Genomic DNA, 13,610 nt, shown 5'->3' with positions numbered 1-13,610 from the left:
AAAACCGGCCTTACGGGGCCGGTTTTTCCGTTTTTCATACAACGACTTTCCTATGAAATTGTATTTTTTCGGTATGAAATTCTATATGCCGAACTTTCGCAATTTTTTCGTAGCTTCCCTTTCTGCACTTGCTCTTGCCAACGCAGCAGGAGACAAGCAGACACCCCCGGGTGATTTCTATGACGAAGTTTCCCGACTGAACAAGGTTCTTTCTGAAGTCAACCGCAAGTATGTCGAAGACGTGAACCCCACGGAACTGACGGACGCCGCCCTGGGTGGCATCCGCAACATCCTGGACCCCCATACCACGGTATTCAGCCCCAAGGACTACGAAAGCCTCAAGGTATCCATGGAAGGCAAGTTCGGCGGCGTAGGTATTACTATCAGCCTCCGCGACAACATTCTGACCGTGATTTCTCCGCTGTCTGGCACCCCGGCATTCCGTCTGGGCATCCGCGCAGGCGACCGCATCCGCAAAATTGACGGCAAGGACACCAAGGGTCTGACCCTGGATGACGCCGTCAGCAAGCTCCGCGGCAAGATCGGTACCGATGTGACCGTCTCTATTGAACGTGAAGGCGTTCCCGACCTGATGGATTTCACCATTACCCGTGCAGAAATCATTGTGCACGCAGTGCCCCATTACGGCATGGTGACCAAGGATATCGGCTATATCAAGTTGGCAACCTTTAGCGACAAGACCACCAGCGACGTGGAAAACGCCCTCCGCAGCCTGCAGAAACAGGGCATGAAGAAGGTGATTCTCGACATGCGCTACAACCCCGGTGGACTTTTGAACCAGGCTATCGAAATTAGCGAACTGTTCCTAAAGCAGGGCAATGTCATCGTAAGTACCCGCGGCCGTACCCAGCGTACCGAAAGCCGTGCCCGCAAAGACGGCATCATAAAGCAGGACATTCCCATGGTGGTCCTGGTAAACCAGGGTTCCGCCAGCGCAGCAGAAATTGTTTCTGGCGCACTGCAGGACTGGGACCGCGCTCTCATTATCGGTAAGACCTCCTTCGGTAAGGGTTCCGTACAGACCATCTTCCCGCTGGATAACCAGGGCAACGCCCTGAAGCTGACCACCGCATTCTACTACCTGCCTTTCGGACGTTGCATCAACAAGCCCGAAAACGGGATCAAGGGTCTGAAGTTGCAGGAAGCCGAATACGACGCCGAGGAATCCGGCGACGAGGCAAAGGTTGATTCCCTGAAAAAGGATACCGTAGCCCAGGATACCTTCTACACCAACAACGGCCGTATGATGTTCGGCAGCGGCGGCATCACTCCTGACGTTGAAGTTGAACTGGACCCCATGCCCTGGGTTGTTCAGGTTCAGGAAAGAATGTCTATGTACTTCAAGTTTGCTGTAAAGGCTCGCCCGGACCTGGAAAAGTCTGGCGCAAAGATCAGTGCAGAATGGGAAGTACCCGACAGCCTGTACCTGCAGTTCAAGGACTACTGCATGAAGGATACCAACTTCACGAAAATCAAGTCTAACGCACTTGTTGGCGTCGACCAGTTGGAAAAGAGCATTATCCGTGAACAGAACTACATGGGCGATTCCTCCAAGACCGTAACCGATTCCGTCTTGGCAGCCCGTCTGGCAGAAATGCGCACCGCCCTGGAAAACAACAGGAATGCCCAGTTCGACGAAAACAAGGATTATATCAAGGACGGCATCAAGCGTGAACTTCTGACTTCCTTCATTAACGATTCTGTAAGTACCGCATTCTCCCTGAAGCGCGACAAGCAGCTGAACGAAGCCATCAAGTATCTGAGCGACATGAGCCTTTACAACAAGGCTATCGCTCCGGCAAAGAAACAGCCCGCCAAGAAGCCCACCGCCGAAAAGGCCAAGGACTCCAAGAAGAAATAAGGACTGACCTTGATAAAGACAATGGACAGAGCCGCAGAAAGTCTGGGCAAATTCATCCGGAAATTTCTGTACACCGCCGTCGGTTATCTGCACTTCGTGTGGCAGATGTTTAAGAGTGTGCCTGGAGCCTTCAGCAACTTGCACACAACCGTAGAACAGATGCAGCATGTGGGTGTCACCAGTATCCCTGTGGTGGTGGCAGCCTCCCTTGCGACAGGAGCCATCATGTCTTGGCAGCTGGCTTACCAGTTCGCCGATATGATTCCCCTGATGTTTGTGGGCATGGCCGTGGGAAAATCCGTGATGGTCGAGTTGTGTCCCATTCTTACAGCCATGGTGCTGGCAGGCCGAATCGGAGCCTCCATGTGTTCTGAGCTTGGCACTATGGCGGTCACGGAACAGCTTGATGCATACAAAGTATTAGGTCTCAGTCCCTATAAGTTCTTGCTGGCCCCCCGCCTGATTGCAACAGTCATCATGTTACCCACCCTGACGGTGTTGAGTATTTTTATCGGCATTATCGGCGGATACGAAGTCGCTCACCTGTACAAGGAAGTTTCTTTTTCCGTATTCTTCTACGGTGTTAGAATGTTCTACCAGGATTGGGACCTGATCGTGGGCTTGATCAAGGCCACTCTCTACGGATTCTTTATATCCAGTTACGCATGCTATTTCGGCTTTACCACCCATAGCGGCGCCGAAGGCGTAGGCAAGGCAACAAAGGCCACCGTGGTGGCAGGCATGACCAGTATTCTTATTGGTGGTTACGTGCTTTCACAGCTGTTGCTCCTGTAAAAATCAATGGCCGCATTTGAACAAAGACGACGGAAGAATGGAGTCTGCAAGAATGGTCCTGCAGACATTAGCGTTCTTCTGAAAATGGTTCTGGACAAGAGCAATATCACCGAAGATATGACCTTCAAGACACTGTCGGAAGGGTTCGAGAAAGTGGTCGGAACATTGCTTTTACCCCACGTAAAAATTGACCGTTTTAACAAGGGAATTTTGGTGCTAAAATGCGCCAACTCAGCCTGGAAACACGAGCTGTTCCTGCAAAAAAAAGCTATTATTGACAAGTGTAATTTACTGTTGGGCAAGCCTGCAGTGCGGGATGTCCGACTGATTTAGCCAGGTGGCTGAAATGCCATCTGCAAACGAGAAAAAGATGGCAGAAAATTTGGAAAATACAGAGAACGACGTTAAGGTCGATTCCATTGAAACAGTCAATCAGAACGTTTCTACCGAAGACCTGAAGAAGGCCGAAGAAGATTATAGCGGCTCCAACATTACCGTGTTGGAAGGTCTCGAAGCGGTACGCGTGCGCCCGGCAATGTACATCGGTTCTACCGATATTCGCGGTTTGCATCACCTGGTGTGGGAAGTGGTGGACAACTCCGTGGACGAATCCCTGGCCGGATTCTGCAACCATATCGAAATTGCAATCCTTCCGGGTAACGGAATCCGCGTGACCGACAACGGCCGTGGCATTCCCACCGACATCCACCCCAAGGAAAAGGTGGGTACACTGGAAGTGGTGATGACCAAGCTCCATGCCGGTGGTAAGTTCGACAGCAATTCCTATAAGGTTTCTGCAGGTCTCCATGGCGTGGGTGTCAGCTGCGTTAACGCCCTTTCTACCAAGCTTGTGGCTACCGTTCGCCGTAAGGGCAAGGTAGTGACCCAGACCTTTAGCAAGGGTATTCCTTGCGGACCCCAGCAGGAAATCGGAACCTGCGCCGAAAACGAAACCGGAACCACCATCGAGTTCTATCCGGACGATACCATTTTCAGCGAAACCGTTTACGTTTACGACACCCTGGCAACCCGCTTCCGCGAACTGGCATTCTTGATGAGCGGCCTGCGCCTGACCTTGACCGACGAACGTACCGAAGAAAAGGTGAGCGAAACCTTCTGCTATCCGGGTGGCGTTTCTGAATTCGTGCGCTATGTGGATGAACACCGCACTCCGCTGTTCCAGGCCCCGATTCACCTGGTGCTCCCCGATGGCCAGTATCCTCTGGAAGTGGCCATGTGGTACAACGACGGCTATCAGGAAAACTTCTTTAGCTTCGTGAACAACGTGAACACCTACGATGGCGGTACCCACGTTACCGGTTTCAAGACCGCACTGACCCGCGTCATCAACAAGTTTGCCGCCGAAATGCCCAAGGGCAAGAAGGACATCCAGATTACCTCTGACGATATCCGCGAAGGTCTTACCGCCGTTATCGCCATCAAGGTTTCTCAGCCTCAGTTCGAAGGCCAGACCAAGCGTAAGCTGGGCAACTCCGAAATCACCAGCTATGTGGCAAGTGCATTCGGTGCCAAGCTGGAAGAATACTTCCAGGAAAATCCGGCTGCCGTGAGAGTCATTCTGGACAAGGTCTACAACGCAGCCCAGGCACGCGAAGCCGCCCATAAGGCTCGTAACCTGGCCCGCCGCAAGAACGTTCTTGAAAGTGGCGGACTTCCGGGTAAGCTGGCCGACTGCAGTAGCCGCGATCCCAAGGAATGCGAAATGTTCATTGTGGAAGGTGACTCTGCAGGTGGTTCTGCAAAGCAGGGCCGCAAGCGCGAATTCCAGGCCATCCTCCCCCTCCGCGGTAAGATCCTGAACGTAGAAAAGGCAAGCCTCCACCGCGTGCTGGACACCGAAGAAATCCAGAACCTGGTGAACGCCATCGGTTGCGGTCTCGGTTCTGAATGCAAGCTGGAAAAGCTCCGCTACCACAAGATCGTGATCATGACCGATGCTGATGTGGACGGCTCCCATATTCAGACTTTGCTGCTGACTTTCTTCTTCCGCTATATGCGTCCCCTTATCGACAACGGCCACGTGTTCCTGGCCATGCCTCCTCTGTACAAGCTGAAGGTGGGCCTCAAGGAGCAGTACCTGTTCGACGAAAACGCCAAGGAAGAAGCCATGGCCAAGCTGGAAGACAAGAAGAATGTCACCATCACCCGATTCAAAGGTCTTGGCGAAATGTCTGCTGAACAGCTTTTCGAAACCACCATGGATCCCGAAAAGCGCCTGCTGAAGCAGTGCTATGTGGAAGACGCCGTTGTGGCCGACCAGATCTTTAGCATGCTCATGGGCGAAGACGTGGAACCCCGCCGTAAGTTTATTGAAAATAATGCCTACAAGGTTCTTGACGAACTGGATGTTTAATCATGAATTCCAAGGATTCCCTTCAAAGTAAAGCTGATTTTCAGACCGTTCTAAACCAAGCCCGTGACCTCGTAAAGGACCAGCTCCAGCTGACGGAAGAGGTCATCATGGACGTGGCAAGGAAAGCCCCCGCAGGCATTTCTGAACGTTTGGTATCTCTGTTCCAGCGCAAGGGCAAACGCATTCGTTCTACCCTGCTTTGCCTGATTGCCCAGAGCGGCAGCGTAAAGCCCAACGCCGACCGCGTTGCACACGCTTGCGCAGGCATTGAATTGCTGCACCTGGCAAGCCTGGTCCACGACGATATTATCGACGGAACAGACATCCGCCGCGGTCAGAAGACAGCCCACAAGGAATGGGGAACTCAGGTTGCCGTTCTCATTGGCGACTACGTTCTTTCCCAGGCCATGCGTTGCGTCATCAACGAAGAATCCCGAGACGTGCCCGTGATTCTTTCTAACGCAGCCGACAAGCTGATTGCAGGTGAAATTCTCGAGCTGGACTATTCCGGCAACACCCACCTGTCCTTTGAAAAGTATGACGAAATCATCGATGGCAAGACCGCTGCCCTAATTGACGCAGCAGCCCGTATTGGCGGCATCCTGGCCGGCTTCGATGCAGAAAACGCAGACAAGTGCGCCCAGATGGGTAGCCATTTCGGCATCGCCTTCCAGATCGTGGATGACTTGCTGGACTACGGCTTTGGCAGCCAGAACCTGGACAAGGCCAAGTTCACCGACCTTGGCAACGGCCTGATTACCCTGCCCCTGCTGTACTACTTTGACGGATGCTCCGCAGCCGACCGCAACGAGATGGAAAGTCTCATCGCCAAGGCTTCCGAGGCTGGCGTTCCCGAAAAGATTATCGCCAAGCTGAACGAAAAGGAAGCATTCAAGAAGGCCAAGGCCTGCGCTCAGGACCACCTGGAAAAGGCTCTTGAAATTGCAAACCAGCTTCCGGCAAGCAATTTCACCGACGAAATCGTTGCCATGTTCGCCTCCATGAGCGATCGCGGAAACTGACTCTGCGGCAAGGCAATTCTCTATCAAACAAAAAAAACGACCGTTGTAGCGGACGTTTTTTTTATTTCCCAGCTAGCGCTTGGGATTATGCGGTTCCCTATTTTTTTCTTGTCCAGATGGCCATGAACACAAGCACAGACAGGAAGCACATGGCAATGATAATCCAGAATGCCAGGTCGCTACCTCCGGCGGCATCGCCGTTCATGCCGAAGGGCAGGCGCACGTTCATGCCGAACAAGCTGGCGAAGAACGTCGGGAGGGAAATAGAAATGGTCACGATGGTCAGGTTCTTCATCAGCGTGTTCACGTTGTTGCTGATGACGCTAGCGCGGGCATCCATCATGGACGTCAAAATGTTGGCGTAGATGTTTGCCTGCTGCAGGCTCTGGCCGTTTTCAATCTGGATGTCTTCCAGCAATTCACGTTCGGCTTCGGTCCAGTTGAGGCTGCGGCCCATCTGGAGCTTGCGGAGCAGGGTATCGTTACTGTTCAGGGCGCTGACGTAGTAGATCAAGCCCTTGTTCAGGCTGAACATGGAAAGCAGGTACTTGTTTTCCATGGCGGTACGGAGCTTCTGTTCCAGTTCGTCGTTGATGCGATTGATGATCTTCAAGTGTTCGTTGAAGTGGTAAATCGCATAGCTAAGAACCTTAAGCACGAAAGTGTTCAGGCTGTCGATCTTGGAAAAACGCTTTTCGTCGGTAATGGGAATGTCGGAGTCCGTCAGGAGCAACACCCAGTCCTTGAAAATGAAGATACCGAAAGATTCTACGCGGAACTGGAAATTATCGGCCGCAGAATAGTTCTTGGGCTTCTTAAACACGATGGTGGTAAAGTCATCATCGTATTCTATACGGGAAAGTTCGTCGGAGTCGAATGCAGACGCAATGGTATGTTCCGTGATTTCGTATTCCTTAACCAGCACGCTTCGCTGTTCCTGGCTAAGAGAACCCATCATGACGATGTCTGCCACTTCTTCGTTCGGGGCACTAGCGAGGCGCCCTGATTCGATTTTATAGTACTTCTTGAGCATAGCGCCCCCTTGATCGAACGGACCCAAAAATAGAAAAATATGTAAAAGCAAAAAGGCTCGGAGCAAGTCCGAGCCTAAAAAATCTGATTTTTTTACCAGGCCTTTACAAAGCCTAAGCTGCTATTACACACCGGTCTTGAAGCGCTTGGAGTACCAGAGCACGAAGGGAGAGCAAATGCAGACAGAGGAGTAGGTACCGATGAAGATACCGAAGACCATCACCATACCGAAGTCGCGGATGGAGGAACCGCCCATGATAGCGAGAACCAAGCAGACGAAGAGGGTGGTGAGAGAGGTAATCACGGTACGGCTGAAGCACTGGTTGATAGAGCTGTTGAGAGTCTTGTCGAAACCAGTGAGGCCATGGATGGCGGCGTTTTCACGAACACGGTCGAACACCACGATGGTATCGTTAACGGAGTAACCGATCATGGTGAGGAGAGATGCGATAAGAGCACCGTCGAAGGAAAGGCCGAAGAGGGAGATGAAGCCCAAGGTAATGAGGGAGTCGTGGACGAGGCCGACCACAGCACCGATACCGAAGCCAAGACCCAGCTTACCGAAGCGGAACCACACATAGAGACCGATGGCGATCCATGCGAGGATGATGGCCATGATAGCGTCGTTACGAAGTTCCTTACCGATGGTAGGACCAACGTTGTCCTTAGCCACAATTTCAACCTTCTGGTTTGCAGCTTCGAAGGCCTGAGCCATCTTGACTTCAAACTGAGCGTCTTCAGAAGCGCGCATGCTGATCTGGTAGGAGTTAGCGGAGGTACCACCCAGAGAGCGAACCTTTGCACCCTTGATACCAGCATCGGCGAGAGCCTTGTTCAGGTCGCCTTCATGCTTATCGGCATCCTGATACTGGACGGTATAAACCTGACCACCAGTGAAGTCGATGCTGAAGTCGAAGCCCTTAACAGCGATAGAGGCGATACTGACCACGATCATGATGATGGAGACCAGCTTGAACTTACCGCGGTTGGGAACAACAGGCAGGTTAGCGTTGTTGAGGAACTTGAAGCCGCCACCGATAGAGAGGGTGGTTGCGTCCTGCTTAGCAAGCTTCCAGTCGAACACGGCGCGGGTAACAGTAAGAGCGCAGAAGAGAGAAGTAATAATACCGATCATCAAGGTAAGACCGAAACCCTTCACGGAACCGGTACCGATCTTGTAAAGGATCAAGGCGGTAAGCACGGTGGTCAGGTTGGAGTCGAAAATGGCGCTGAATGCACGTTCGTAACCCTTGGCGACAGCGGCGCGGGCAGTGAGGCCGCCCTTGATTTCTTCGCGGATACGTTCGTAAATAATGACGTTTGCGTCGAGAGACATACCAAGCACCAGGATGAAGCCAGCGATGCCCGGGAGAGTCAGGGTAGCGTTAAACACAGACATAACGGCTGCGGTAACCAAAGTATTGATGATCATACCCAGGCTAGCGATGAAACCACCGAGGCGGTAGTAGCCGATCATGAACACGAGGCAGAGGATAAGGCCGACAGCGCCAGAACCGAAGCCCTGAACGATGTTTTCTTCACCGAGGGTAGCACCGACGCTACGAGATTCGATGATGTTCATGGGAGCCTTGAGAGCACCGGCACGGAGCACGACAGACAGACGGTTTGCTTCAGCCATGTCGTCGAGGCCAGTAATCTGAGCTTCGCCATTGGGGATACGGTCGCGGATCACCGGAGCGGAAATCACCTGGTTGTCGAGAACGATAGCCATCTGCTTGCCGATGTTTGCAGCAGTTACAGCGGAGAACTTCTTGGGGCCGATGCCACCGAACTTGAGGCTAACGGCAACTTCGCCGGCGCTGACACCATCGCTAACGCGGTGCGGCTGAGCGTCAACAACATCGTCACCGGACATTTCGGCGCGACGCTTCAGGAGGTAAAGACGCTTGGCCTTGATCTGGGAGCCGCGCTGGACAGGTTCCAGACCGCTACCGAAGGCAAAGTTCACGTCACGGGGAATCAGCTTCTGAACGCCTTCAGTAGCGAGAAGCTTCTTGACCTTTTCAACACTTTCTTCGGCGATGAAACCACCGTTGCCGAAGTTCATGTAGTAAGCGGAAAGAGCAGTGCCGACTTCGCTTGCCGGTTCAGCCTTGGCAGTTTCTGCAGTTTCTGCTGCGGGAGCGGCTTCAGCAACCTGAGTGTTACCGAGAAGTTCGTCATCGGAGAGAGCCTTGGTGGTGTCCTTAGCGGAATCCTTGGCTGCGGCGGCGGTAGTGTCGACGGTTGCGGCAGAGTCTGCAGCGATGTCAGTAGTCTGACGGGTCAGGTACTGGTCGATGAGCAGAACGACCTGCTGGAACTTTTCAGCTTCGGCCAGAATCTTGAATTCCAGCTTTGCGGTGGAACCCACGAGAGCCTTAGCGGTGGAGTCATCCACACCTGCCAGTTCAACCACGATACGGTCGTCGCCGCTGGGAGAAATCTGAGGTTCAGAAAGACCGTACTGGTCAACGCGGTTACGAATGATTTCCAGGGACTGTTCCTGAACGTCCTTGATATCTTCGTTCTTGATACCGGACTTCTCGATTTCGAGAGTAATGGCGGTACCACCAGCGAGGTCCAAACCGAAGTTGATGGACTTTGCACCCAGCTTCGGATTTTCCTTAAGGAAGGTCTTTTTCTCATCACCCGACTTGGAGTGAACCTGAATAGAAGGCCATACAGTGTAGGCCGAAAGAATAATGACGAGGAGAATGATGAATTCTCGCATGCCGAATTTGTTCTTGTTCATTTGTAATCCCTTAATAAGGTACTAAACGCTTAGTTGGGCGCAAAGATAGCAAAACTCGGGGAAGAACCGTCCTGGGCTCCGTAGACTTTCAGCTCCAAAACGTTCTTTTTCCCATTTTCTTCATAAAATCTGCGGATCTCGAATGCATTTTCCCCTATTTTTATAGAAAAATCGCCTTTTCTGAGGGCAACGTTCGATTTTCGGAGTTCGATCAGCTCTTTTATATATGGGTAAGCAGGATGTTTCCGCAAACTTTCAAGGGAATCCCAGGGGATGGTCCGCCTATTGTCGGGGTCCTTACCGCCCTTAAGACCCAATTCCTCACCATAATATATACAGGGGGCTCCCGGCATAAAGAATAGCAGGGTCAGGGCCAAGCGCACCCGTGCCCCGTCGGAACAAGGCAGGGACTGCAAACGGATCGTATCGTGACTGCCCAGCAGGTTCATGGGAATGTCGCCGGCAGGAGTCTCCCCCTCACCGCTCCCGTACCATCGGGTTTTGGGGAAGGCCTCTTCCAGACGTCGGCAGAACTCCTCGGTACTGATGGGATTTTCGTCAAAGAGGTAAGCCAGCACCGCCTTACGGAACATATAGTTCATGACGCCGTCAAACTGGTCGCCCATCAGCCAGCGGGAAGGCTCATCCCAGATTTCGCCTACGATATAGGCCTCGGGATTGACTGCCTTGATGCGGCGACGGAATTCCTGCCAGAAACTGTCGTCATTGATTTCGTTAGGCACATCCAGGCGCCACCCGTCGATTCCTCGTTTCATCCAGAACTCGCCTACGCTCATCAGGTATTCGCGGACCTCGGGATTGTCGGTATTGAACTTCGGCAGGGCCGGAAAATTCCACCAGCATTCGTAATTGGCTTTTTTTGAGTAAGCCTTCAGGGGCCATTTCTTTATATGGAACCAGTCCACATAAGGGGAATTGCGCCCCAATTCCAGCAGACTGTTAAACTGGAAAAAACCGCGGGAACAGTGATTGAACACGCCATCCAGAATGATGCGCAGCCCAAGTTTATGAGCCTTTTTTACGAGCCTGTCAAAATCCGCCATGGTCCCAAGGACAGGGTCAATTTCAAAATAATCCACCGTATGGTAACGATGATTCGAATTGCTCTTGAATATGGGACAAAGGTAAATCGCATTGAAGCCCATGTCCGCGATATACTTCAGGCGGTCTTCAATACCGGCAAGATTTCCGCCAAACATGTTTTCACGGGTCGGCTTGGAATCCCAATTCACAAAATTACCGGCAGCACTATACCGTCCTGAACGGCAGAACCGGTCTGGAAAAATCTGATAGAATACGGCATCCTTGACCCAGGCGGGAGCAAATGAATTCATAATAGGCAATAGTTGGAATAAGGTGGCTGTTTGTCAATAAATATATATCTGCGAAGTCTCTTTTTCGCAAAAAATAGGCTCCATTTTACAATATCAAGATGTTTTGGAGTCCAACATTTCAAATAAATTAACTCAAACATAGCCGAAAACGATTATTTTCGCACATTTCATCCACTCCAAAAGTCGGATTCGACGCCATTTGGAGTCCATTTTCAAAACAAGCGTACAGCAACGATTACAAACAACAAAAAAAAATGGACTCCATTTAAGGCAAAGCCCCCCGTTTGGAGTCCATTTTCAGCCAAAAAAAGCGCGGACAAGCCACGCTGATTTCAAATCACCTAAAATTTCCACAAGGGTCTGCGCTTACGTACATCTACCAGCTTGCGGATGTCGGAACTGAGGGATGCGTAATCCAACAATTCGTCTACGGAGCAAGGCAGGCGGTAGCACCAGTTTGCACCACCCACGGTACCCGGCACATTGACGCGTTCCTTTTCAGGATCCACCTGAGAAAGGCTTGCAGAAAGGGCGAAGTAATCCTGAGCAGGGAGAATGCAGAACAAGCTATTGGAGCTGAACACATGGGTCAGAATGGTACGTGCGACCGTAGGAGTAATTTCCTGGGGCGCGCTGCCCGGCAAATGAGCATGAGACCAGTAAAGACCGCGGTCGAAATCCGGTTCCTTCCACAGGCCGCGAAGGCTGGAGGTATCATGGCAGCTGGTGGTGCAAACGGAAAGGCGGGGATATTCATCCATATCGTAGTAGGGAGAATAAGGCACATTCCAATTACGGGCCCAGCGTTCGATACGCAGAGAAAGGATGTTTAACTTGTTCAAAACAGTCGGCACGCAAGACGGGACTGCACCAAGGTCTTCGGCGCAGACCAGCATGTCGGTTTCCTTGGCAAGCACAGAGAGCAGCTTGGTAGCATTCTGTTCCCACAAGCCGTTCTGGGAATCTTCGTTGCGCTTAAGAATTTCGCGAAGCTTCTGCTGTTCGTTTTCGGGCAAGGTAAACAAAACCGGCTGATTGTACCAGTACCAGTAGGGGTAGAAGGTATTCTCGTCGCCAGAGGGAATGAATACTCTATTCCAGTAAACCTTCAACAGTTTGTCCTTCACTTCCTGAGGTTCACCCATAGAAAGGATTGCCTTTTCGGAAGAGAATTCCGGCTTCAGCACCAGACGGTCGAATTCCCCTTCCAACGGCTGGAAGCAGACCGGAGCAAGGCGATCCGTATCATCGCCCAGGAAACCGCGAAGCTGGTCAATGGAGTAGTTAGGACGGCGCAGGTATTCCAGCGTAGCCTGGCAGAAACCGGCACTCTGAAGTTCGTTCAAGGTCAGCGGGATACAGGGGTTGAAACGACCCATGATGCCAGTCACTTCGCACTGGGGAATAGACCAAATACGGAAGAAGCCCAGAACGTGGTCGATGCGGTAGGCATGATAGAACTTGCTAGCCTGGGCCAGACGACGACGCCACCAGTCAAAGTTATCCTGTTCGATTACGTCCCAACGGTAAGTGGGGAATCCCCAGTTCTGGCCACTGTAGCTGAACATGTCAGGAGGAGCACCGGCACGATCATCCAGTGAGAAGAAACGGCGTTCAGACCAGACGTCTGCACTGTCTTCGTTAATCAAGATAGGAATGTCGCCTTTCAGGCGAAGACCCATATTGGAAACTTCGGTAACGGCAGCGTTAAACTGCATTTCGGCGACACACTGCATCCAGGCCTGGAACAGGCAGTCCTTAATGAACTTCTTCCAAAGCTTTTCAATATCCTTATCGGTAGGATTGCGATATTCCGCCCAATCCTTCCAGCTGGATTCGCCATTCTGGGCCTTCAGGGTAGCATACACGCAGTAAGGCTTAGCCCAGCTGTTGGAATCAATCCAGCGAGTCAGAACCTTGTCCTTCTTCAGGTAATCGTAACGATTGTCAAAAATCTTTCTGAGGATGGAACGCTTCCAGGTAGAAATCTTGTAGTAGTCAATCTTACCTTCAGCATCGAACTTGGCCTTGGCCTCATGAATTTCCTCTTCGTATTCAGAGGATCCGTCCACGGCCTGCACATTGATGAACACCGGGTTCAGGGCAAAGGCACTGCGGGCGCTATAGGGGCTGGATTCAGCACCAGTATCGTTCACCGGCAGAAGCTGAATAATGTTGAAGTCACAGACCTGAGCCCAGCGAGCAAAGGGAATCAGATCCAGGTATTCGCCGATACCGATGCTCTGCTTGCTATAAAGGCTGAAGAGGGGAACGGCCACGCCGCTCTGGAAATAAGAAAGGTCACCATATCTCATGAGTTAAAATTTAAAAACAAAAGGCAGAAGTTTAAAGGTAAAAGGATAATTAGGTATGAGGTTCGAGGCATGAGGACTGC

At 51.8% G+C, this 13,610-nt stretch carries 9 protein-coding genes; 5 read left to right on the top strand and 4 right to left on the bottom strand.

Annotated elements, in window-relative coordinates:
• The first annotated feature begins 52 nt into the window (after window positions 1-52).
• From BUB38_RS06760 to BUB38_RS06740, 5 genes are read left to right on the top strand one after another with little or no spacing between them, the layout of a single operon-like run.
• Window positions 53-1,882: a S41 family peptidase gene (locus tag BUB38_RS06760; RefSeq protein ID WP_254794891.1), complete on the top strand. Its 1,830-nt coding sequence runs from the start codon at window positions 53-55 to the stop codon at window positions 1,880-1,882.
• 9 nt (window positions 1,883-1,891) lie between these two features.
• Entirely contained in the window at window positions 1,892-2,677 is a 786-nt protein-coding gene (locus BUB38_RS06755) for an MlaE family ABC transporter permease (protein WP_073158892.1), read from the top strand.
• Window positions 2,678-2,683: 6 nt separating this feature from the next.
• Complete coding sequence (locus BUB38_RS06750; protein ID WP_073158890.1) at window positions 2,684-3,010, top strand: DciA family protein; 327 nt, start codon at window positions 2,684-2,686, stop codon at window positions 3,008-3,010.
• A gap of 37 nt (window positions 3,011-3,047) precedes the next feature.
• Entirely contained in the window at window positions 3,048-5,051 is a 2,004-nt protein-coding gene (gyrB, locus tag BUB38_RS06745; RefSeq protein WP_083538106.1) for a DNA topoisomerase (ATP-hydrolyzing) subunit B, read from the top strand.
• A 2-nt stretch (window positions 5,052-5,053) separates the two neighbouring features.
• The gene (locus tag BUB38_RS06740; RefSeq protein WP_073158888.1) at window positions 5,054-6,073 is read left to right on the top strand and encodes a polyprenyl synthetase family protein; all 1,020 of its coding nucleotides are present in this window, start codon (window positions 5,054-5,056) and stop codon (window positions 6,071-6,073) included.
• 97 nt (window positions 6,074-6,170) lie between these two features.
• On the opposite strand, the gene BUB38_RS06735 is transcribed toward BUB38_RS06740, so the two are convergent.
• The 4 genes from BUB38_RS06735 to BUB38_RS06720 form a co-directional block, all read right to left on the bottom strand.
• Complete coding sequence (locus BUB38_RS06735) at window positions 6,171-7,106, bottom strand: magnesium transporter CorA family protein (protein ID WP_073158886.1); 936 nt, start codon at window positions 7,104-7,106, stop codon at window positions 6,171-6,173.
• A 123-nt stretch (window positions 7,107-7,229) separates the two neighbouring features.
• A complete protein-coding gene (locus tag BUB38_RS06730; RefSeq protein ID WP_073158884.1) occupies window positions 7,230-9,860 on the bottom strand; it encodes a protein translocase subunit SecDF in 2,631 nt (876 codons plus the stop codon).
• Between the two features lie 29 nt (window positions 9,861-9,889).
• Window positions 9,890-11,215: a glycoside hydrolase family 13 protein gene (locus BUB38_RS06725; protein WP_083541996.1), complete on the bottom strand. Its 1,326-nt coding sequence runs from the start codon at window positions 11,213-11,215 to the stop codon at window positions 9,890-9,892.
• Window positions 11,216-11,556: 341 nt separating this feature from the next.
• Window positions 11,557-13,530: a 4-alpha-glucanotransferase gene (locus BUB38_RS06720; protein WP_073158882.1), complete on the bottom strand. Its 1,974-nt coding sequence runs from the start codon at window positions 13,528-13,530 to the stop codon at window positions 11,557-11,559.
• Window positions 13,531-13,610: the final 80 nt, after the last annotated feature.

This window comes from Fibrobacter sp. UWH5 (genome assembly GCF_900142505.1).
In the GTDB taxonomy this organism is placed as follows: domain Bacteria; phylum Fibrobacterota; class Fibrobacteria; order Fibrobacterales; family Fibrobacteraceae; genus Fibrobacter.
The sequence above is the reverse complement of the archived record's forward strand: the minus strand, read 5'-3'. Positions and strand labels throughout refer to the sequence as shown.

Coding starts and splice junctions, on each gene's coding strand:
- BUB38_RS06760 (WP_254794891.1), top strand. CDS start 53: ATGAAATTGTATTTTTTCGGTATGAAATTCTATATGCCGAACTTTCGC.
- BUB38_RS06750 (WP_073158890.1), top strand. CDS start 2,684: ATGGCCGCATTTGAACAAAGACGACGGAAGAATGGAGTCTGCAAGAAT.
- gyrB (WP_083538106.1), top strand. CDS start 3,048: ATGGCAGAAAATTTGGAAAATACAGAGAACGACGTTAAGGTCGATTCC.
- BUB38_RS06740 (WP_073158888.1), top strand. CDS start 5,054: ATGAATTCCAAGGATTCCCTTCAAAGTAAAGCTGATTTTCAGACCGTT.
- BUB38_RS06735 (WP_073158886.1), bottom strand. CDS start 7,106: ATGCTCAAGAAGTACTATAAAATCGAATCAGGGCGCCTCGCTAGTGCC.
- BUB38_RS06730 (WP_073158884.1), bottom strand. CDS start 9,860: ATGAACAAGAACAAATTCGGCATGCGAGAATTCATCATTCTCCTCGTC.
- BUB38_RS06725 (WP_083541996.1), bottom strand. CDS start 11,215: ATGAATTCATTTGCTCCCGCCTGGGTCAAGGATGCCGTATTCTATCAG.
- BUB38_RS06720 (WP_073158882.1), bottom strand. CDS start 13,530: ATGAGATATGGTGACCTTTCTTATTTCCAGAGCGGCGTGGCCGTTCCC.